Consider the following 22,127-nt stretch of genomic DNA (forward strand, 5'->3'; position numbering starts at 1 on the left):
ATTAGCCGATCAATTGCAGGTGAAATGGAGAATCAGATGCTTTTAATATATCAATTAATCAGATAGTAACTAGCCAAAATACCCGCTTTTTACCGATGCATATTTGATAGATCATTGCTCCATCAACCACGAAACATCGTTCAGCAGCCCGGACATTCACACCTTGCCCGGCACTGCTCAGGAGGCCACACCATGCTGCAATTACGACCTTTCAACACATTGGGCGGCGCCAACCACGGCTGGCTGGACGCACATCACCACTTCTCGTTCGCTGATTATTACGATCCAAAACGCATGAACTGGGGCCAGCTGCGGGTCTGGAACGACGACGTGATCGAAGCTGGCACTGGCTTCCCGAAACACTCGCACCGCGACATGGAAATCATCACCTATGTTCGTGAAGGCGCAATTACCCACGAAGACAACCTGGGTAACAAGGGCCGCACTGAAGCAGGCGATGTGCAGGTGATGAGTGCCGGAACCGGGATTGCCCACAGCGAATACAACATGGAATCCACGGCGACCAGGATCTTCCAGATCTGGATCATGCCCAACGAAACCGGCGCGGCACCTTCATGGGGCGCCAAACCGTTTCCCAAAGGTGATCGTGAAGGCTTTGTGACCCTGGCGAGCGGCAAGCGCGGCGATGACGTCAGCCTGCGCATTCGCGCCGATGCACGTCTGGTGGCAGCCAACCTGAAAGCCGGCGAAACCGCAGAATACCGTCTGGACGCAGGTCGCCGAGCCTATCTGGTTCCGGCAACCGGCAGCATCGAAGTCAACGGCCTGCACGCTGTGGCCCGCGACGGTATCGCGGTCGAAGATGAGCAAGTGCTGCGCGTGACCGCCATCGAGGACAGTGAAATCGTTCTGGTAGACGTTGCGTAACCAGTTCATGACAACCGCTTCAGCCAGAAAGACAAAAGCCCCGACTCGCAAGAGTCGGGGCTTTTTGCATAGTAAAAAAGATCAGTTGGGCGCAATCGCCGCATCCACCAGAACCTGCGCTTCAGCAACCAGGCGCTTGAGGTGCTCATCGCCAACGAAACTCTCGGCGTAGATCTTGTAGATGTCCTCGGTACCGGATGGACGCGCCGCGAACCAGCCATTTTCGGTCATGACCTTGAGGCCGCCGATGGCTTGATTATTCCCCGGCGCATGGCTGAGCACGTTGAGAATCGGCTCACCGGCCAGTTCGGTAGATTTAACCTGATCGGGTGACAGCTTGCCGAGCAAGGCTTTCTGCTCCGGATTGGCCTTGGCTTCAACGCGCGTCGAAAACGGTTCGCCCAATTCCTCGGTCAACGCCTGATAAATCTCGCTCGGATCACGGCCTTTACGCGCAGTGATTTCAGCCGCCAGCAAAGCGGGGATCAGCCCGTCCTTGTCGGTGGTCCAGACCGTACCGTCCCTGCGCAGGAATGACGCGCCGGCACTTTCTTCGCCACCGAAACCCAGCGAGCCGTCGAACAGCCCTTCGGCGAAGAACTTGAAGCCCACCGGCACTTCATACAAACGACGTCCGAGGCGCGCAGCAACCCGATCAATCATGCCACTGCTGACCACGGTTTTGCCCACGGCTGCATCGGCACGCCAGTCCGGGCGATTCTGGAACAGATAGTCGATGGACACTGCCAGGTAATTGTTCGGCGCGAGCAGGCCGCCGCTCGGCGTGACAATGCCGTGGCGGTCATGGTCCGGGTCGCAAGCAAAGGCGACCTGATATTTGTCCTTGAGACCGATCAAGCCCTGCATGGCGAAATTGGACGACGGGTCCATGCGAATCCGACCGTCCCAGTCGACGCTCATGAAGCGGAATGTTGGATCGACGAACTTGTTCACCACGTCCAGATTCAGGCCGTAATGCTCGCCAATCGCCGACCAGTAGCGCACCCCTGCTCCGCCCAGCGGATCGACGCCCAAGCGCAGATTGGCGTTGCGGATAGCATCCATGTCGATGACGTTTTTCAGGTCTGCGACGTAGGTGTTGAGGTAATCATGGCGATGCGTCGTGTCAGCGCGCAACGCTCGGTCGTGACTCATACGCGTCACGCCCAGAACCTTCTCGGCCAGCAGTTCGTTGGCTTTGGCTTCGATCCACTTGGTGATATGGCTATCGGCCGGGCCACCATTGGGCGGGTTGTATTTGAAGCCGCCGCTTTCCGGTGGATTGTGCGAAGGCGTGATGACGATACCGTCCGCCAGGCCCGACGTGCGGCCCCGGTTGTAGCAGATGATCGCGTGGGAAATCGCCGGTGTCGGGGTGTATTCGTCGCCTTCGGAAATCATCACGTGCACGCCATTGGCGGCCAGGACTTCCAGGGCGGTGGCACTGGCGGGTGTCGACAGCGCGTGGGTGTCGGCACCGAGAAACAGCGGACCGTCGATGCCGTTCAGCTGGCGGTACAGGCAGATGGCCTGGCTGATGGCCAGAACGTGCCATTCGTTGAAGCTCAAATCAAAAGAACTGCCACGGTGCCCGGAGGTGCCGAAAGCGACTCGTTGGGTCGCGACCGATGCGTCCGGCTGGCCGGTATAATAGGCGGTTACCAATCGGGGAACATCGACCAGCAATTCGGCTGGTGCCAGCTTGCCGGCGAAAGGACTCAGACTCATACAACCTCCATGGAGACAGGAAATAGAAATAACGCAGGCAGCTGTAAAGGCTTTGAATAGAAAAATAGCAGCGGCGCGGCAGTTTACTGGCAGTTTGACCACTGCGCTCGGCTATCGATCCCTAAACCCTTGAGCATCAAAGCTGCCACCATTTGGGCAGCAGTTGTTGCACCTTGCGCTCGGCAAAACGGTCGTCGATCAGCATCACAACACCACTGTCGTCCTGACTGCGGATCACCCGGCCAGCGGCCTGCACGACTTTTTGCAGACCCGGATAAAGGTAGGTGTAATCGTAGCCTGCGCCAAACAGCGCGGCCATGCGCTGTTTAAGTTGTTCATTGACCGGGTTCAACTGAGCCAGGCCCAGTGTCGCAATGAACGCCCCGATCAGCCGCGCGCCCGGTAAGTCGATCCCCTCGCCGAATGCCCCGCCCAGCACCGCAAAGCCGATGCCCTGGCTTTCAAGGGTAAAACGCTCAAGGAAGCCGTGACGATCAACCTCGCTCATGCCGCGCGCCTGCTGCCAGATCGGCACCTGCGGATGCTGCGCCTGCATCAACTGCGCGACCTGTTGCAGATAATCGAAGCTGCTGAAGAAGGCCAGGTAATTGCCGGGTCGCGCTGCAAACTGCTCGGCCATCAACTCGACGATGGGCGCCAGGGACGCCTGACGATGGGTGAAACGGGTGGATATCTGGCTGACGATCCGCACGTCCAGCTGCTGGCGATTGAAAGGCGACTCGACATCGATCCATGCCGTATCGACGGGCAAACCGAGCAAGTCGGCGTAGTAATGCCTAGGGCTGAGGGTGGCGGAAAACAGCACGCTGCAGCGCGCGGCGGTCAATCGCGGGCGGATGAAATTTGCCGGCACTACGTTGCGCAGGCAGAGCCTGGACAAGCTGCTGCGTTTGCCCCGTGATTCGCGCTTGCTGATGTCGAACACGAAATGCTCGTCGAACAGTTCAGCAATGCGCACAAAGGCGATGGCCTCGAAGTAAAAGCTTTGCAGCGGGCCATCGACAGCGTCGGGATGCTCATTGAAGTAATCACCCATTGCCGTCACGCACAGGTTGAGACTTTGCAGCAGCTTGCCCGGTGTGCCGGGATAGGCTTGATACGTTGCGATCTGCTCTTTGTGCAGCGCATTCCAGTCGCGATTCAAGCGTTCCAGGGATTTCTTCAAGGGTACGGGCGCAACGTCGCGGATGGCGTTCATGCTTTGCTGGTCGAGGCTGGCGCTGTACATCTGCCGGGCGCGCTCGACCATGTTATGCGCCTCATCCACCAGCACCGCGACACGCCATTGATTGAACTGCGCCAGGCCGAACAGCAAGGCACTCAGGTCGAAATAGTAGTTGTAGTCGGCGATCACCACGTCCGACCAGCGCGCCATTTCCTGGCTGAGGTAGTACGGACACACTTGATGCTCAAGCGCCACTTGACGCATCCCGGCCTGATCCAGCCACGGTGCGGTCAACGCGGCGTTGCGCGCGGCAGGAAGCCGGTCATAGAAACCACGAGCCAGCGGGCATGAGTCGCCATTGCAGGCCTTGTCCAGATGTTCGCAAGCCTTGTCCCGAGCCACCAGCTCCAGCACGCGCAATTCAAGCTCCGGCGCGCTGTGCCTGATCACGCCGAGAGCGTCCAGAGCCAGTTTGCGCCCGGGTGTTTTGGCGGTCAGGAAAAATATTTTGTCGAGTTGCTGGCTGGGCGCGGCTTTGAGCATGGGGAACAACGTCCCGATAGTCTTGCCGATGCCGGTGGGGGCCTGAGCCATCAGGCAACGGCCGGTGCTGACCGCTTTGTAGACAGACTCGGCCAGATGCCGCTGACCAATACGAAAGCCAGCGTGGGGAAATTTCAAGCCGCGCAGCACGTCATTGCGTTGGTGGTTGTGAGCCAGCTCCTGACGCGCCCACTGCAGGAATATCTCGCAGTGCTTGTCGAAAAATCCCCGCAGATGTTCAGCTGTATGCCGTTCACGAATCACGGTTTCCTGTTCACTGATGATATTGAAATACACCAGCGCCAGATTGACTTCACTCAGCTGCAATTGCTGGCACAACAGCCAACCGTAGATTTTTGCCTGGGCCCAATGCAGCTGCCGATGGTTGTCGGGAATGGCGGCAAATTCGCCACGGTAAGTCTTCACTTCATCAAGCTGATTGAGTTGCGGGTTATAGCCGTCCGCCCTGCCCCGGACCTTTAATTGCTGATACTCGCCAGACAGCGCCACTTCGGTCTGATAATCCGGGCCGCGCCGCGCCGCAACGGTACGATGCCCGGCTATGCCCTGCTGAGCAGTCGGCGCCGGGGTGAAACGCAGGTCGAGGTCACCGGCCTTCGCCGTAAACTCGCACAGCGCGCGGACCGCCACGACATAAACCGTAGCGTTCGTGCCAGCGGGCGCGAGCGCTTCGCTGAGGGGGATTGAAGTAGTAGCTGAAGTCACTGCCGGGACGAACCATCGATTGCCGATACTGGATGGGTGTACAGATAACAGTCTGTTCCGGGTCTTGCAAATTTAAATGGATCGACGGCCCGATTGTCCCGGATCTCATGCGCAGCGCGCCTCGGACAACGCGCGGCGCAAGGTCGTGAGCGTGGTCTCGATAGGCAAATGTTCGCCGATGGCGTAGCTGATGCGCAGGTTCTGGCGATGCAAACCCTGCAGGCTGAACAGTTCGCCCGGAGCAATGACAATGCGTTCCTGCAACAATTGATCAAATACCTGGCGCATGTCCACGCATGACACGCTTTCAGCCCAGATCACCGCCCCACCCTGCGGCATCTCATACTGCAACAGGCGTCCCAGGTGACGGTCAATCAGCAATGTCATGGCCAGCATTCGCTGCTCCAGCAACCGGCGCAACTCGACCAGATGCAGATCCAGGCGCCCGCTGCTGTACAACCGTGCAATAGCCTTTTGCCGGATCGGCGGCAGGTTGAACGCCTGCAACAAAAAGTATTGCTGCCATTGCGGGTTGAAAAACTTGCCCAGCAAGTAGCCATAAGGTGCCTCGGCGCCAAGGATTTTGTCGAATGAGCCAATGATCAATAGCCGCTCGGGGTCGATCAGATCGCGCAACCGACTGTGGGGTGTCACGAAACTGAGCTCGCCATGGCTGTCGTTCTCCAGTACCCAGATTCGGTACCGATTCAACAGATCTGCAACCGCCTGGCGATTCTCGGCGACCAGGGCGTTGCCGCGGACCGCATTGAGAAACGACGGTAACAGGGCCAGGCCTATGCCTTCGGTGAGCAACGCCTGATCCAGCGCCGGGACGTTGATACACCCGGCCTGATCCACGGGTAATTCGATGACCCGGATGTTGAACGACTGCAACAGGCGCAACAGCGTCCAGGTGCAGGGTGACTCAACCAGAACCGTACTGCCGCGCAGCGCCAGGGTTTCCAGCACGACCTTCATCATGGCCAGCAGATCAGGTCCGACAAAGGCATCTTCCGGAAGCCAGCTGCGCTGCGTCGATACCGTGTAATGCGCCGCCAGCGCAGATCGCAGTTCCACATCGCCAAATGGCTGGAAGTTCGGATCCAGTGGTCCGGGATACTGCCGGACCAGCTCACGTTCAATCAGCAAAAGCGGACTTTCCAACGACTGCACCTGAGTGGGTTGATCGTTGCCAAGCACCAGCATTCCAGGGCGGCGCGCGCTGTTGTACAGGGTTTCCAGAAGGCTTTGCGTACCGTCCGAAGTGCCTGGCGAGCAGTCGCTGCAGCCATTGGGTTGCGCAAAGTAACCGGATTTAGGCACAGGACAGACCCGGCCTTCCTTTTCCAGTATTGAATAGGCGTTTTGCACCGTCGAAATCGACACCTTCAAACGCAGCGCCAACTGGCGCAGTGAAGGCAGCCGTGTTGCCGTATCGCTCGGAGCGTCGTTGATCAGCCCGACGAGATAGCGATACACCGTGTGATAGGCGAAATCAGGTTTAGTTTTCATGAGCGACACCGGTCCTTGCGTAAAACGCTGGGGCCAAATTTCTCGTTGACTGATGATATGCCTGACATGGCGCCGGCCACGCAGCTGCCGATACGGAAATGAATCAGCGTCCGGATATCATTTCCGTAACCGCTTCACCGGTAACCGAATCGACCGTCGAGATCCTTCGTTTATCAGGATCGGCGGCGCGTACCCGAGCAATGATCGAGTGTTGCTGGCTGAAATCCACACGCTGTTTGAGATAGAGGTTTTGCAAGCCTTTGATGCTCAGGCCGCTGATATCGATCAACCACTGGATCACTTGCTCAGGGGCGGACGTTCCTGCCAGCGCCTTATGCAGGTCCGGCAGCGCAACCAGCATGCCCGGATGACAGCGGCGCAGGAAGATTTCCAGGTCTCGCCCTTCATCGACGAAGGGTGAAAAAAGCAGGCACACCAGTTGCGCTTCATTCAGGCCGAACCCTTCCAGTGCAAATGCCGCAGCCAATTCCCGACGTGCCTGCAAACGCGCCTCGCCGACGTACGCGCCCAATGCCTGATCGATCAGACGCTGAGGCATTTGCTTCCTGCGCATCATTGCCTTGGCCAGCTCAAGATACTCGGCAATCCCGTCGGCATAGGTACGGCCTTGCACATATTGAGCTTTCAGGCCGCGCATATGCGCCATGAGTAACGGATTGGCGCAGTCCGACTCACTGAAGCTGAACGCCAGATCATCGAAACGGAAGCCGAGAAATTCGGTGAGCAGGTTCCAGTGTTCTTCGACGTTGCTGTGCATCAGATCAGAAATGGTGATGTACGACGGCACGACGGATTTGTTCGGAAAACCCAGAGGGCGGACGACACGGCCAGCCGTTTCGCTGCCATCGCCGTACAGTTCCTGATAATACGCCTGGCCAATGCTGTCGATAGTGCGCAGTACGCCGTTGAAGTTCTGGTTGCCCCAATCACTGAAACGCTGCGCGGTGCGTGGCACCAGACGCATGATCCAGGCGATATATTGCTTCTGTTCCTTGCGCGAATCGCCGCTGACCAGGGCATCGACGCCGGTGCCCCAAGCAGCGGCGCGCCCGAAAAACTCCGCGATCCCCAAATAGCAGCTATTGCAGAACGTGGTACGGCCGTCCCCTGCCGACAAATGCCCGCTCAGCAGCATGTCCGAGCGGTTTTGCTCGCGCCCTGCCTGGGAGAACGGCAATTCCGGCTCAAAAATCTGTACGTACTGGTTATCCACCACCAACAATTCGACCCGGGGATCGTCGTGAAGAAAAAGTCCCGAGTAGGTGCGCTGAATGTTGCCCATGACGGCGGGTGTCATGCCCGCATGACGCATGGTGGCGACGCGCAGATTGAATGTCGCAGGTGATCTGCCGGCAATGCTCAGCTGCGCAGCCCGCAGGAAGGCGACCGTGTACGCACTGTCCTTGCCGCCGCTGAATGCCACCATGACCTTGAAGCTGGCAATACGCTCGATGCCACCTGCGGCCACGATCAAACGCTGAATCAATAACTGCAAGGCGGTCCGCTCGGCGCGGGTAAAGTGGCCCAACAAGCGTTGCAACACTTGCTGATACACATAACTCATCGCTTGCTCGTGTATAGAACTCATCGTATTTCACCTGCTTGCGTATCGGCGTGCAAGGGTGTGCAGATTGAATTTAAATCGAGCAGCCGTCTGCGTGAATAATCGACCATGACTCATTCCCTGAGTAATAATTACCCAACTATTATCAATATTAATCCAACAATTACAAGGTACAGATAAGTCGCAAAACACGGCCCACTTAAAAAAGTTTAAACATAAACAACTAAACAGGTCAGTTTAATTTCGCCGTGTAAGTGAATGTCTTTTCCTAGTCTGTTTTTCACTGGCAAGCGCCTAGCCACGGGGCTCAAGCATTCCACTCGGAGATTTCCGGGGTGGGCGTAAGACAAGGATGAGTTTCACAGGAAGCATCGGGGACGCGCACCCGGTTAGAAACCCTTGAAGCGGACGTGATATTAAACTCGCTCAGTCGATATTTCCGCGAAATACTATCCCATGTTTATTGATGTTTTTATAAAACAGTAACGCTTCAACTTGAACGTCATTAAATGCAGGGGGTTCAACTATTCATTCATCCGCGGTTAGCGCTTGAAGCTATAACGCGGCGAAGACTTATATTCAGGGGTGCTGAAATATTGAGAGAAGGCGGGAGGTGAAGTTGAGGGTGTCAGGAGTGGGTAAGTGCATCGACGCCTGGCTGGAGGCGTCGAGGAGACCGAAGTGCTGCTGCAGCACTTCTCAAGCGTTGATCAGACAGGCTCCACTTCGAGTACCGCTCGCCCGCCAATCGGGCAGCCATCCATATAGCGGTGAGCCTGGACCACTTCGCTGAACGGGAACACGCGCATCTTGAGCGGCACCAGAACCCGATCTGCAGTCAGCTGATTGATGTCGCGCAAGGCGCGTTGCAACGCGGCTTCATCCTGAGAGATACCCAATTCAGGCTTGCCGGTAAAATTACCCAGGCAATGCACAAAAAACTGGATGTTCTTCTGGAAAGCGGCACACGCCGGGAACGGAGTCTGGTTGCCACCTTGCAAGCCATAAAGCACCAGGCTGCCGCGTGGCGCCAGGACGTCGCCCATGATGGACATCTGCGGACCGCCAAGGCCGTCGAGCACAACATCGACGCCACGGTTATCAGTGTATTTGTTGATCGCCATCAGCAGATCCTGCTCTTCGGTGACCACAACTTTATCGGCCCCCAGCGACAGCAAGTAATCCCGTGCATCGTCAGTCTTGGTGGCAGCGATGACGCGCACACCCAATGCTTTGCCCAACTGGACAAAGGCCGGCCCGGCGCAATGGCTGGCATCGGTCACCAAGGCGGTCTGCCCAGGCTTGATGCGCGCCAGGTCCATATAAGCAAAATAGGCAACCAGCAGCGGCGTGTAATGCACGCTCGCTTGCAGTGGCGTCAGCACGTCGGGATAACGGGTCAATGCAGACCGGGGCAGAACCACAACCTCGCCGTATACCGGATGCTGGTTCGGGTCTGCCGATGGAAAGCTGGCAACCTTGTCGCCAACAGCAAAATCGTCGACGCCTTCACCCAGTGCAGTAACAACGCCAGCCATTTCGTGGCCCATGCCTGCAGGGAGTCGCGCCTGGGAAGACGCCAGGTTTTGCCGCCAGAGGACGTCATACCAGCTGATGCCTATCGCCTGGACACGTACTTGTACCTCACCGGGTGCAGGCAACGCGGCAGGATGCTCTTCGATCTTGAGCACCTCGGCTGGGCCAAACTGATGAAAACGAATCGTGCGGGACATTTCGAACCTCGCCTAATGAACCTTGATGCCATGAACTCTATCCGGGCGCTGCCGGGAACACTATCAGTGGCTATTAATAGTCGACATGCCTGTCATTGATTGTCATCACATTTCGTAGGCTTTTGGCCTGGCGACAATCACAGACTGCCTATGTGGTCATGGGCGGCCATTGTTCGCATGTCGCACGTACATTGCAACCCATGGAATGTTTCATCTTCAGGTGTCCGGTGAGCCGTTACCGGCAAACCCCGGGTTCGTGCCTGGTCTGGTAAATCTTTGGTCATCGTTGCTGCCGGACGTTCAATGAATCTGAGGCACATTAGAGACTCTGGATGCAGGTATCTGATCTCGCGATGAATTTATGAATGCGCAAACCACGTATTTGCTCGTACTATTCACGCCAGCGTTGAACACACCGGCTTTCTGCTGGCTGCCCACTGCTTCGACAAATGTCCCGAGATCACCCGCCATGAATCGCAACGACCTGCGTCGCGTCGACCTCAATTTGCTGATCGTTTTCGAAACCCTGATGCATGAACGCAGCGTGACACGCGCCGCAGAGAAGTTGTTTCTCGGGCAACCGGCAATCAGCGCCGCGTTGTCACGGCTGCGCGGGCTGTTTGACGATCCGCTGTTCGTACGCACCGGCCGCAGCATGGAACCCACCGCCCGGGCGACGGAGATTTTCGGGCTGCTCTCGCCTGCCCTGGATTCGATTTCCACGGCGGTCAGCCGCGCTTCCGAGTTCGATCCAGCGACCAGCACCGCCGTTTTTCGCATCGGACTTTCCGACGACGCCGAATTCGCCTTGCTGCCCGCGCTGCTCAAGCGGTTGCGCTCCGAAGCGCCTGGCATCGTGCTGGTAGTACGTCGCGTCAACTATATATTGATGCCGGCGCTGCTGGCCTCCGGCGAAATTTCCATCGGCGTCAGCTACACCAACGACCTGCCCGCCAACGCCAAGCGCAAGGTCCTGCGCCGCAGCAAGGCAATGTTGCTGCGTGCTGACTCCATGCCTGGGGCGTTGAGCCTGGACGATTTCTGCTCGCGCCCGCACGCACTGGTGTCGTTTGCGGGGGACTTGAGTGGGTTTATCGATGGCATCCTGGAAAAAGTCGACCGCAAACGGCATGTGGTGCTGGCGGTTCCGCAGTTCAACGGCCTGGCAACGTTGCTGGCGGGCACCGACATCATCGCCACCGTGCCGGACTATGCCGCCGCCGTACTGACTGCGGCGGGCGGCGTGCGTGCCGAGGAGTTGCCGATCGAGACGCAGACGTTCGAGCTGCATATGGCCTGGCGCGGTTCGCAGGATAACGACCCTGGGGAACGCTGGCTGCGTTCGAGGATTCAGATGTTCTTTGGGGATCCGGATAGTCTCTGAATCAAGCCGGCGCAGCGCTTGATCACTAACACTAGAAAATCACATCCTGAATATGCAAGGGAGCACTGGCTGCCGTCTCTGATCTGCCTCGTCGCCGTGTATTTCCAACGAGCAGCGCAACGCGTCATGTGGAAGGCTGCGCGTCACTCCCCGCCCTGTTCCAGAACGCTTCGGCAGACTGACTGAGGATTGCTTTTGGGCGGGTCAGATGAATTTCCAGAGGAATATCCCAACTTTCGTCGAGCGCTCTGACTAAGCGCCCTTCCAGGATTTCCTGCTCAGTGAGGCTCTTGGGCAGCCACGCCACTCCCTTGCTTTCCAGGGCCATGGACATCAGTACCGCTGCAAGGTGGCTGCTGAAAAGTGGTTTGAGGTGAAGGTAATCTTCCTTGCCACGCAATCTGTGGGCGACAATACGGCCCAATCCAGACTCGTGGGTGTAAGCGAGGTATGGCAATGCCGCAGGCGAGGTGCCGAAGTTGGCGCAAGCACTCGCAAGAGGAACGAGAACGTCCTCCCCCACCTTCTTGCTGATGAACTGATCAAGGGCGAGTAGAGGCGGAACGTCGGGATGGCGGTGGCAGAGCAGAAACTGAACCTGGCCATGTATCAGCATCTGCTCACAGACAGCCATGCTATCCGAGTGCAACTGCACAGCCTCAATGGGGGCACCCTTTTCTGAGCTTCGAAGCCATTTGGGGAAAAATGTAAACGACAGGGAGTGAGTTGCCGCGAATTGCAGCGACCTGGCTGCCATCCCGGCTACCTCTTGAGCCTCGTTGCGCATCCGGTACAAATGTCTGGCAGCTTCCTGAGCACTGGGCAAAATTTTCCTTCCTGCCTCGGTAAGCGTTGCTCCTTGTGGGGTGCGCACAAACAGCTCGACCCCCATCCAGTTCTCCAATGAACGAACTCTGCGGCTGAAGGCAGGCTGGGTAATATGGCGTGCTTCGGCGGCACGGACAAAGCTGCCGTACTCCGCAAGCGCTGAAAGATCTTCAAGCCAAACGAGTTCCAAGGGCCATGCCTCCTGTGCATAGGGTGCGGCATTAATAGCATTGGGCGGGTGACATCGCAAAGCATAACGTGGGGCTACAAACAACAAGAGGAACCCGTCATGCGCATCGTAGAGATTCGTGAAAAAACTGTTTCTATCGCCTCCCCAATTGCCAACGCCTATATCGATTTCTCCAAAATGACCTGCTCGGTTGTCGCTGTCATCACGGATGTAATCCGCGATGGAAAACCTGTCATCGGCTACGGCTTCAATTCCAACGGCCGCTACGGGCAAGGCGCACTGATGCGTGATCGCTTCCTGGCGCGTATCTCGGAAGCAGATCCAGACACTCTCGTCGACCATGAAAACAACAACCTGGATCCGTTCGCCATCTGGAAAGCCCTGATGACCAACGAGAAGCCTGGCGGCCACGGCGAGCGCTCGGTCGCAGTTGGCACCATCGACATGGCGGTATGGGATGCCGTTGCCAAGATTGAAGGCAAACCGCTGTATCGCCTGCTGGCTGACCGCTACCGCAACGGCGTGGCAGATGACAAGGTCTGGGTCTACGCAGCGGGAGGCTACTACTACCCTGGCAAAGACCAGACCAAGCTCAAAGCAGAAATGCAGAGCTATCTGGATCGTGGCTACGACGTGGTCAAGATGAAGATTGGTGCTGTGTCTTTGGACGAAGATATTCGTCGCATCGAAGCGGTACTTGAGGTCGTTGGAGACGGTCGTCGATTGGCGGTCGATGCCAATGGTCGCTTCGATCTAAAGACCGGTATTGCGTACGCAGAGGCCATCAAGAAGTACAACCTGTTCTGGTACGAAGAAGTTGGCGATCCGCTGGACTATGCCCTGCAGGCCGAGCTTGCCAATCACTATGAACTGCCCATGGCTACGGGTGAAAACCTGTTCTCCCACCAGGATGCCCGTAACCTTCTGCGCCATGGCGGAATGCGCCCTGATCGCGACTTTCTCCAGTTCGACTGTGCGCTGTCCTACGGGCTCGTGGAGTACATGCGCACCCTGAAAGTGATGGAAGAAATGGGTTGGTCTTCCCGTCGCGTAGTTCCACACGGTGGTCACCAGATGTCCCTGAACATCGCAGCGGGTCTGCACTTGGGTGGCAACGAATCTTACCCGGACGTGTTCCAGCCTTTCGGTGGCTTCGCTGACGGGATCAAGGTGGAAAACGGTTATGTCGGTCTGCCGGATATTCCAGGTGTTGGCTTCGAAGCCAAGTCAGCCTTGTACGCAGTCATGCGCGAGCTGGGCGAAGGCTGATCAGCCTCTATCTGCGGCCTCTTTGCAAGAGGTCGCAGAACCCGGCGTCACCCAGTGACGCCAAGCCACATGCCCATCACAAAAATAAAATGAGGTGCTTCCGTGGAAACTTCCAAGTCCCGCTGGTATAGCCAGCTGTATGTGCAAGTGCTTATCGGCATCGTGATCGGTGCGGCAATCGGTTACTTCGTGCCTGATATCGGCGCCAAACTCCAACCCTTTGCCGATGGCTTCATCAAACTGATCAAAATGCTGTTGGCGCCCATTATTTTCGGTACGGTCGTCGTTGGTATCGCGAAGATGGGCAGTATCAAAGAGGTTGGGCGGATTGGCGTAAAAGCGCTGATCTACTTTGAGATTCTATCTACCATCGCCCTGGTCGTCGGCCTTATCGTGGTCAACATCGTCAAGCCAGGCGTCGGGATGAACATTAACGTCAGCGCGCTTGATGGTAGTGCTATCAGCAAGTACAGCCAGGCCGCCAGCGAGCAAGGCGGCACCATTGAGTTCTTTCTCAATATCATCCCCCATACCTTCCTTGGCGCATTCTCCAATGGCGTGATGCTTCAGGTCATTCTGCTTTCGGTACTGATGGGTGTTGCCCTGGTTCAAATGGGCGAAACCAGCAAGCCGCTGATCAACACCATTGATCTGTTCCTGCAAGGCCTGTTCAAGATCGTGGCAATGGTCATGCGTTTGGCTCCGATTGGTGCCGGTGCCGGCATGGCGTTCACTATCGGCAAGTACGGGATTGGTACTCTGCTGTCACTCGGCCAGTTGCTGGTCGCGCTCTACATCACCACCTTGATTTTCATCGTGGTGGTGCTGGGCACGGTTGCCAGATGGTCGGGTATGCCGATGATGCAATTCCTCCGCTACTTCAAGGATGAAATTCTCATCACGCTTGGCACCTGCTCAACCGAAGCCGTGTTGCCACGAATGATGGTGAAGCTTGAAAAGCTTGGCTGCAAAAAATCGGTGGTGGGCATGGTGTTGCCTACGGGTTACACCTTTAATGCGGACGGCACCTGCATTTATCTCACCATGGCGGCCATCTTTATCGCCCAGGCGACCAATACGCCGCTGACATTTATGGATCAGATGATTCTGCTGGGTGTATTTCTGCTGACGTCAAAAGGCTCGGCTGGCGTGGCGGGTGCGGGGTTTGTGACACTGGCAGCGACACTCACGACCATCCACTCCATTCCGCTGGTAGGCCTCGTCTTGCTCTTGGGCATTGACCGCTTTCTGAACGAAGCTCGGGCCGTGACCAATCTGATCGGGAATGGCATCGGCACCATTGCCATTGCGAAGTGGGACAATTCGTTCGATGTCGAGGCCTGCGAGCGTGAAATCGCCGCCATGAAACACGAAAAGGCGGCAAGAAAGGCATTGCTGGCGCAAAAATAATCTGCAAAGCGATCCGGTCATTCCGCTTCGAAAGCGGCTATGACCGGTAGTGCATTCCAGGTCTGTCGCAATCAAAACGACCTGCGAGGCGCTGCGCGAACAAAGCGGCTCCCGGCTTCCGTATATGCTGGCAGGCACCCATACAGGCCGCTATCGGCAAGAAACCACCATTCGCGATCGCTCGCACACCTGCTGCGACTGGAAATTTATTTAATCCTGACGACGACTTTGCCTTTGGCGCGGCCTTGGGCCAGATATTCGAGCGCCTCCTTCGCTTGCTCGAACGCAAAGACCTTGTCGATCACCGGCCGGATACGCTCAGACTCGAGCAGTTTGCGAATTTCGTTGAGTTGGGCGCCATCGGGGCGAGCAAAGAGAAATGAATAATTCACGTCTTTTTTTCTCGCCAGCCGCAGGATCTTGCGACTCATTAGCCCGAAGACAAAACCGAGGAAGATGTTCAATCGGCGGGCTCGGGCGAACGCTTTATCCAGTGGCCCAACGAGGGAAATGATCTTGCCGCCAGGCATGAGGATATCGAGGGACCTCTCGATCGCGTCCCCTCTAATCGTGCCGAGCACTAGATCGTAGCCGCGCAGCACTTTCTCGAACGCTTGCTTCTTGTAGTCGATCACCTCATCTGCGCCCAGGCGGCTCACCATCTGTACGTTGGCTGTACTGGTGTTTGTTGCCACCTTGGCACCGAGGTATTTGGCAAACTGGATCGCAAAGGTACCAATGCCCCCGGATCCTGCCGGAATAAACACTTTCTGCCCGGGTCGAAGATCAGCGCGCTCCTTCAGTGCTTGCCACGAGGTGAGCCCTACCATCGGAATTGAAGCCGCTTGCACAAAGTCCAGGTTGGCTGGCTTTGGCGCAGCAACACGCTCAGGTACGACCGCGAATTCGGCTATTGACCCTGTGCCGAGGTCGAACACGCTGGCAAAGACGGCATCACCTATCTTGAAGCGGGTTACGCTGCTTCCAATCTCGGTAACGACGCCAGCCAGATCGCTGCCCATAGTGGCAGGCAATTGAAACTTCAAAACAGGCTTGAACAGGCCCGTGGTGATCATGTTGTCGATGGGGTTTATTCCAGCAGCATGCACCTCGACCAAAATTTCGTCGGGCTTCACCTCTGGGCGAGGAACCTGAGCAAGCCCGATTTCAGGCGATTTGCCATAGCGTTTGAAAATAAGCGCTTTCATAGTGCTCTGATTCCGAAGGGGCGCGTGATGAGAGTCAGGCTTGCGGTCGATAACGCTCGGCGGCATGAGCTTGGCGAATATCGGACAGCAATTCCTGGCGCGCCTGATCCAGCGCATCCCAACGACCAGCGGCGTGCAGTGGCGGGATCGTGACGAGTTCGCGGCGGTCGAATCCGACCAGTGCGGCATCTACCAGCTCTTCAACCTCCATCACCTCGGAGATCGTGTTGAGGTCAATACCTGCGCGCTCCCATATCTCAGTGCGGGTTGCCGCTGGCAGCACTGCCTGGACGTATACGCCTTTGGGCGACAATTCCAGGTTCAGTCCTTGGGACAGGAACAGCACGAAGGCCTTGGTAGCGCCATAGATCGTCATGCCGAACTCGGGCGCGAAACCCACCACTGATCCAAGATTGACGATTGAGCCCGTACCCGATTGTGCAAAGCGTGGCGCGACCGCTGCCGCGAGCCGTGTCACTGCGGTGATGTTCAGCGCGATAAGCCTTTCAATGGCCTCAGGACCTTGCTGGACGATACCGCCGGACTGAGCCAGGCCTGCATTGTTTATCAGAATGCCGATGTGAGCGTCGTCGCGCAGACGGGTTTCGACTGCGGTGAGGTCGGCGGGATTGGTCAAGTCGGCCTGGAGCACTTCGACAGCAACGCCGCTGTCTTCACGCAAGCGTACGGCCAAGGCATCAAGGCGTGCCTTGTCGCGTGCGACAAGCACGAGGTCATGGCCACGACGGGCGAAGCGTTCGGCATAGATGGCGCCAATACCAGAGGAGGCGCCGGTGATAAGTACAGTCGCAAGCGTTGTCATTGGGAAATCCTTCAAAATGTATTTTGGCTGGGCCTGAGCAGTTGAGAGCTTCAGCCGGAGATGGTTGGATAGTCGGTATAGCCAGCAGCGCCGCCGCCATAAAGCGTGGCCGGATTGGGCTGCGCCAGCGACGCCCCGGTTTTCAAGCGTTCAACCAGATCGGGATTGCTGATGAACGACCGGCCAAAGGCGAAGAGATCGGCCTTGCCCGCGTTGAGACGGGTCGTGGCAAGTTCCAGGTTGTAGCCGTTGTTGGCCAGGTAGACCTGCTTGAACCGATGGCGTAGTGCGTCGTAGTCGAACTCGGCCACATCGCGCGGGCCGCCGGTCGCACCCTCCACTACATGCACAAAGGCTATGCTCAAAACATCGAGTTGCTCGGTGATGTAGTCGTATTGCGGTTGCGGATCGCTGCAGGAAATTCCGTTGGCAGGCGATACCGGTGAGATACGCACGCCGGTGCGATTGGCACCGATCTCTTTCACCACGGCAGAAACCACTTCCAGTAACAAGCGCGCGCGATTTTCTATCGACCCGCCATAGGCGTCAGTGCGCTGGTTGGCCCCATCCTTGATGAACTGTTCCAGCAGATAGCCATTCGCCCCGTGAATCTCCACACCGTCGAAGCCTGCGGCAATGGCATTGGCCGCCGCCTGGCGAAAGTCGTTCACGATGCCTGGCAGTTCGCCGGGTTCCAGAGCGCGAGGCTCGGAAACGTCGGCAAATCCATTGTTGACGAAAGTCTTGGTTTGCGCCCGGATCGCTGAAGGAGCGACAGGCGCCAGGCCACCCGGTTGCAAGTCAACATGTGAAACGCGGCCTACATGCCAAAGCTGGACAAAGATGCGTCCACCCTTGGCATGCACGGCGTCCGTAACCTTACGCCAGCCTGCAATTTGCTCCGGCGTATAAATACCGGGGGTGTCCTGATAGCCCTGCGCCTGGGCTGAGACCTGGGTGGCCTCGGTGATTATCAGTCCCGCCGAGGCGCGTTGGGCGTAGTAAGTCGCTGCCAGCTCGCTCGGAACCAAACCGGCGCCCGCACGGTTGCGCGTCAGCGGTGCCATTACGATGCGATTGGCGAGGGTCAGATCACCCAGGACATAGGGTTCGAAAAGCGTTTGCTCGGACATTTTATTCAGCTTCCGGGGTTGGGATGCCCGCAATGATTACGACTGAACTCTAAAATGTCAACGGTTTGATGTCGATCAACATCAATGTATAGTGACGGACTCCTATTTGAGTAACCGTTGTTGGATGAACGATGAAAGTTACTAAGCAACAGGCGCAGGCCAATCGCGCGCACATCGTTGAAACTGCGTCCGCCCTCTTTCGGGAGCGTGGCTATGACGGGGTGGGCATTGCCGATCTGATGGCGGCGGCTGGCTTCACTCAGGGCGGCTTCTACAAGCACTTCCGCTCAAAAGCCGACCTGATGGCGGAATCGGCATCCTGCGGCATGATGCAGTCTGCTGCGCTGACAGAGCGTGCTTCAGCGTCTGAGTTCGTGAAGGTTTATCTCTCTCGCGAGCATCGCGACAACCGCGCCGCAGGCTGCACGATGGCCGCATTGTGCGCGGATGCGGCCCGTAAAGAGGAAGAAGTTCGGGCCACGTTTGCTGCCGGGATCGAGACCCAGCTCGCGGTGTTACGAGACGAATCGGACGAATCGGACGCGGCCCGGGCGCGGGCAACGCGCCTTGCCATATTGGCGCACGCACTGGGCGCAATCGTGATGTCGCGCGCCTGCCCCGACGACTCACCGCTTGCTGATGAGATTCTCGCGGCTAGCCGCGATGCCATTCTCGCGTCGTTGATGCCAACCGCCACTGAGGCGTAGCAAGCCTGCAGATCTTCTTCAGGTCTGCGCTGAGACCCTGGCAGCAGCGACTACAGGACATGTGTCCAAAGGATTACCGTTTTTTATCATTTTCGGCCAGCACAGCTCATTAGTTATCAAATCCAAGCCAACGTTAGCGTTTTCGCGGCTATCAGATTATTGTTTTCGCGTACTATCCTCTTGCAGTTATCATTTTTTAACCCCTATTAGGGAATTCGACCATGCAAGTAGGCTTCAAGGCTCTCGCCGATCGCTACGGTATTGCGCTTGCACAACCTCTGCGTGTCGAATCGGTAATCGGTACGACACGCAGGAGCCGCGAGGCCGCCGGACATGTCGAGAACAAGTATCCCGCCAGCTACCAGCCTACCGACGACTTCGCGGGGCACTTCGAATTTGGACTCAAGTACGAAGAAATTCACCTCGAGTTTTTTGCCCGATTGTTTGCGGCTGCCGGCCCAGAGTCCATCGAAGCCTGGTGCCGGAAAGCACCTTTTGGCCAATACGCCCGTCGTACTGGATTCTTGTATGAGTGGCTGACCGCGCAGCATCTGGATGTTCCAGATGTCACCAATGGTGGCTATGTCGATGCCGTGTCGTCGCACCAGTACTTGACCCGCGTTGAGCCACTACGGATGCGGCGTTGGCGCATCAACGATAATCTGCCAGGTGTGCCGGATTTCTGCCCGTTGATCCGCCGTACCGAGACCGTCCAGCAGGCGCTGCAATTTGACCTGGATGCAGCACTGCGCGAGCTGAACCAGACCTACGGCGCCGACATCCTGATACGCACGGCCAGCTGGCTGACGTTCAAAGAGTCGCGTGCAAGCTTTCTGATCGAGAAAGAGGCAGACAAGTCCGACAGGATCCAGCGGTTTGCCCACGTGATCGCCAGGTACTGTGGCCATATCGACGACCCGTTGAGCAACGACAGCCTGCACACGTTGCAAGCCGGTATCTTGGGCCATGATGCTGTGGGCCTCGGCTTGCGACGTTCCCCGGTGTTTGTGGGACAAGCGACGATGCGCGAGGACATCGTGCACTACATTGCGCCGCAATTTGAGCAGATACCGCAACTGCTCGATGGTCTGAAGGCATTCGAGCTGGCAACACGGGGCGCCGAGCCGCTGGCTCGTGCAGCGGCACTCGCCTTCGCCTTCGTGTATATCCATCCCATGCGGGACGGCAATGGCCGGATACATCGATTCCTGATCAACGACTCGCTGATCCGCGATAAGGCGGTGCCGGATGGCGTGATCCTGCCGGTATCGGCCACCATCACCAGTTCGATCGATTTCCGGGCGCGCTACGATCGTACACTGGAGGTCTTTTCGCGGCCATTCATGCAACGTTACGCAGCGTCTTATCGTTTTGGGGAACTCGACGCCTACGAGGACGGTACCCAGAGCAACCTGACCTTTGATGATTACGAAGACGCGCAATTCGCATGGCGTTATCCCGATCTGACCGAACACGTCCTGTACACGGCAGAGGTCGTAGCGCATACGGTCCGTACCGAGATGGCCGATGAAGCCCGTGTGCTGGTCATTTTCCAGCGCGCCCAGGAGCGGCTCAAAGAGGTGCTCGAAATGCCGGATCAGGACGCCAACCGCATCATTCGCTCGCTCAAGGAAAACGGCTGGCAGGTCTCTGGCAAGTTGAAGAAAGCGTATCCGCAGCTGGAAGACGCTCACCGGGCGGAACGTGTTGTGGAAGCGGTGCGCTTCGCGTTCGAAGAACGAGAAGTGGGGAGCGGCGAAGAGTAGCCTCCGACCTCACGTCCTGATCCTTATCGGAAGCGACCTGGGTAAGCTCAATCAACCTGATGCCAAGACTCCCGTTTGGAACCAGCGCTTTAGAGCCCTGTGCAGATGTTCGCCGGTTTACCTGATAGTCTTTGATTGTTACGGGTAGAAGGATGGTCAATATCATTCCGAATGATATTCACCTTTGCTTCATTCGATTCGTGCAATAACACCCCTCAGAACAGAATCCGCCCATCTCAATACTATCGGCGGATTTTCCAATGGCTCAGACATTCAATCATTTGCGCTACCCCCTTGCCGCTTTGGCCCTGGTGGTGATCAGCGCCTGCGGTCGGGCGCCTGAGGCGACGATGGCTCCGGCGGCTGCCAAAGTCAGCGTTGCCAAGGTTCTGGAGCAACCGATCAATGAGTGGGACGAGTTCACCGGACGCCTTGAAGCGCCGGAAACCGTGGAAATCCGCCCGCGCGTCTCCGGCCAGATAGATTCCGTTGCCTTCACCGATGGCGCACTGGTCAAGAAAGGCGATCTGCTGTTCCAGATTGATCCCCGCCCGTTCCAGTCGGAAGTTCGCCGCCTCGAAGCCCAGCTTCAGCAAGTTCGCGCTACAGCTACCCGCACCGATAACGAAGCGCAACGTGGCGAACGCCTGCGCACCAACAACGCAATTTCGGCCGAACTGGCTGATTCGCGCACTACCAGCGCCCAGGAAGCCAAAGCCGGCGTCGCTGCGATCCAGGCCCAGCTTGATCTGGCCCGTTTGAACCTGAGCTTTACTCGCGTGACCTCCCCTATCAGCGGACGCGTCAGCCGTGCAGAAATCACTGCCGGCAACATCGTCACCGCCGACGTCACGGCCTTGACCAGCGTGGTGTCCACCGACAAGGTCTACGCCTACTTTGATGCCGACGAGCGCGTATTCCTCAAGTACTCAGATCTGGCCCGCAAGGGTCAACGCGGGCAGACCACGCCGGTCTATCTGGGGCTGTCCAACGAGACGGGCAATCCCCACGAAGGCCAGATGAATTTCGTCGACAACCAGGTCAACCCGAAAACCGGCACCATTCGCGGTCGGGCGGTATTTGATAACGCGGACGGCAGCTATACCCCTGGCTTGTATGCGCGGCTCAAGCTGGTGGGCAGCGGTACATATTCAGCTGTACTGATCAACGACGAGGCCGTCGGCACCGATCTGGGCAAGAAATTTGTTCTGGTCATGGACAAGGACAACAAACCGGCTTATCGCCCGGTCGAACTGGGGCCGAAGGTCGAAGGTTTGCGCATCGTGCGCAGCGGCCTTAATAAAGACGACACCATCGTCGTCAAAGGCCTGCAGCGCGTACGTCCCGGCCAGCCTGTGGACCCGGAAATGACGCAGATGGCCAGCGCTGAAACCCTCGCCGCTCTTCTCAAACAACGCCAAGCCCTCGAAGCCAGCAATCTGCCGCAAGTGACGCCACCTAAAGTGGCCGTCAAAGTTGCCAGCACTGCTACGCCACGCGGTTAAGGG

Annotated in this window: 16 protein-coding genes; 7 read left to right on the top strand and 9 right to left on the bottom strand. The window is 57.4% G+C overall.

Annotated elements, in window-relative coordinates; genetic code table 11:
* Window positions 1-192 precede the first annotated feature (192 nt).
* Entirely contained in the window at window positions 193-888 is a 696-nt protein-coding gene (locus ACP7E4_RS00410; RefSeq protein ID WP_426110613.1) for a pirin family protein, read from the top strand.
* Between the two features lie 81 nt (window positions 889-969).
* Here the strand turns inward: ACP7E4_RS00410 and pgm are convergent, their stop codons facing one another.
* The 5 genes from pgm to ACP7E4_RS00435 form a co-directional block, all read right to left on the bottom strand.
* Window positions 970-2,616 (bottom strand): phosphoglucomutase (alpha-D-glucose-1,6-bisphosphate-dependent), encoded by a 1,647-nt coding sequence (gene pgm, locus ACP7E4_RS00415; protein ID WP_426110615.1) that lies wholly within the window; start codon window positions 2,614-2,616, stop codon window positions 970-972.
* 136 nt (window positions 2,617-2,752) lie between these two features.
* Window positions 2,753-4,996 (bottom strand): ATP-dependent DNA helicase, encoded by a 2,244-nt coding sequence (locus ACP7E4_RS00420; RefSeq protein ID WP_426111481.1) that lies wholly within the window; start codon window positions 4,994-4,996, stop codon window positions 2,753-2,755.
* Between the two features lie 180 nt (window positions 4,997-5,176).
* Window positions 5,177-6,583 carry a PLP-dependent aminotransferase family protein gene (locus ACP7E4_RS00425; protein WP_426110617.1) on the bottom strand — a complete coding sequence of 469 codons (1,407 nt, stop codon included), beginning with the start codon at window positions 6,581-6,583 and terminating at the stop codon, window positions 5,177-5,179.
* 103 nt (window positions 6,584-6,686) lie between these two features.
* The gene (locus ACP7E4_RS00430) at window positions 6,687-8,192 is read right to left on the bottom strand and encodes a hypothetical protein (RefSeq protein ID WP_426110619.1); all 1,506 of its coding nucleotides are present in this window, start codon (window positions 8,190-8,192) and stop codon (window positions 6,687-6,689) included.
* Between the two features lie 686 nt (window positions 8,193-8,878).
* Window positions 8,879-9,901, bottom strand: coding sequence for a zinc-dependent alcohol dehydrogenase family protein (locus ACP7E4_RS00435; protein WP_426110621.1), 1,023 nt, complete (start codon window positions 9,899-9,901; stop codon window positions 8,879-8,881).
* A 469-nt stretch (window positions 9,902-10,370) separates the two neighbouring features.
* Between ACP7E4_RS00435 and ACP7E4_RS00440 the strand changes: the two genes are divergently transcribed.
* A complete protein-coding gene (locus tag ACP7E4_RS00440) occupies window positions 10,371-11,285 on the top strand; it encodes a LysR family transcriptional regulator (protein ID WP_426110623.1) in 915 nt (304 codons plus the stop codon).
* Window positions 11,286-11,409: 124 nt separating this feature from the next.
* Here the strand turns inward: ACP7E4_RS00440 and ACP7E4_RS00445 are convergent, their stop codons facing one another.
* Complete coding sequence (locus ACP7E4_RS00445; RefSeq protein WP_426110625.1) at window positions 11,410-12,303, bottom strand: LysR family transcriptional regulator; 894 nt, start codon at window positions 12,301-12,303, stop codon at window positions 11,410-11,412.
* A gap of 99 nt (window positions 12,304-12,402) precedes the next feature.
* Here ACP7E4_RS00445 and ACP7E4_RS00450 point away from each other — a divergent pair, with 99 nt between their 5' ends.
* Both ACP7E4_RS00450 and dctA read left to right on the top strand, forming a co-directional pair.
* Complete coding sequence (locus ACP7E4_RS00450) at window positions 12,403-13,572, top strand: mandelate racemase/muconate lactonizing enzyme family protein (protein WP_426110627.1); 1,170 nt, start codon at window positions 12,403-12,405, stop codon at window positions 13,570-13,572.
* Between the two features lie 102 nt (window positions 13,573-13,674).
* Entirely contained in the window at window positions 13,675-14,982 is a 1,308-nt protein-coding gene (gene dctA, locus ACP7E4_RS00455) for a C4-dicarboxylate transporter DctA (protein WP_426110629.1), read from the top strand.
* Window positions 14,983-15,188: 206 nt separating this feature from the next.
* Here the strand turns inward: dctA and ACP7E4_RS00460 are convergent, their stop codons facing one another.
* Genes ACP7E4_RS00460 through ACP7E4_RS00470 form a run of 3 tightly spaced genes read right to left on the bottom strand, consistent with a single transcriptional unit; the run spans window position 15,189 to window position 18,146 of the window.
* Window positions 15,189-16,190, bottom strand: a complete 1,002-nt coding sequence (locus ACP7E4_RS00460; RefSeq protein ID WP_426110631.1) for an NADP-dependent oxidoreductase — start codon at window positions 16,188-16,190, stop codon at window positions 15,189-15,191.
* 34 nt (window positions 16,191-16,224) lie between these two features.
* Complete coding sequence (locus ACP7E4_RS00465; protein ID WP_426110633.1) at window positions 16,225-17,013, bottom strand: SDR family NAD(P)-dependent oxidoreductase; 789 nt, start codon at window positions 17,011-17,013, stop codon at window positions 16,225-16,227.
* A 50-nt stretch (window positions 17,014-17,063) separates the two neighbouring features.
* Window positions 17,064-18,146: an alkene reductase gene (locus tag ACP7E4_RS00470; RefSeq protein WP_426110635.1), complete on the bottom strand. Its 1,083-nt coding sequence runs from the start codon at window positions 18,144-18,146 to the stop codon at window positions 17,064-17,066.
* Between the two features lie 131 nt (window positions 18,147-18,277).
* Here ACP7E4_RS00470 and ACP7E4_RS00475 point away from each other — a divergent pair, with 131 nt between their 5' ends.
* The 3 genes from ACP7E4_RS00475 to mexE all read left to right on the top strand — a co-directional run bounded on the left by ACP7E4_RS00475 (window position 18,278) and on the right by mexE (window position 22,124).
* Window positions 18,278-18,853, top strand: a complete 576-nt coding sequence (locus ACP7E4_RS00475; protein ID WP_426110637.1) for a TetR family transcriptional regulator — start codon at window positions 18,278-18,280, stop codon at window positions 18,851-18,853.
* A 221-nt stretch (window positions 18,854-19,074) separates the two neighbouring features.
* Window positions 19,075-20,619, top strand: coding sequence for a Fic family protein (locus tag ACP7E4_RS00480; protein WP_426110639.1), 1,545 nt, complete (start codon window positions 19,075-19,077; stop codon window positions 20,617-20,619).
* A gap of 260 nt (window positions 20,620-20,879) precedes the next feature.
* Window positions 20,880-22,124 carry a multidrug efflux RND transporter periplasmic adaptor subunit MexE gene (mexE, locus tag ACP7E4_RS00485; protein ID WP_426110641.1) on the top strand — a complete coding sequence of 415 codons (1,245 nt, stop codon included), beginning with the start codon at window positions 20,880-20,882 and terminating at the stop codon, window positions 22,122-22,124.
* The last annotated feature ends 3 nt before the right edge of the window (window positions 22,125-22,127 follow it).

The sequence above is a fragment of the Pseudomonas sp. DSP3-2-3 genome, from assembly GCF_049898225.1.
In the GTDB taxonomy this organism is placed as follows: Bacteria; Pseudomonadota; Gammaproteobacteria; order Pseudomonadales; family Pseudomonadaceae; genus Aquipseudomonas.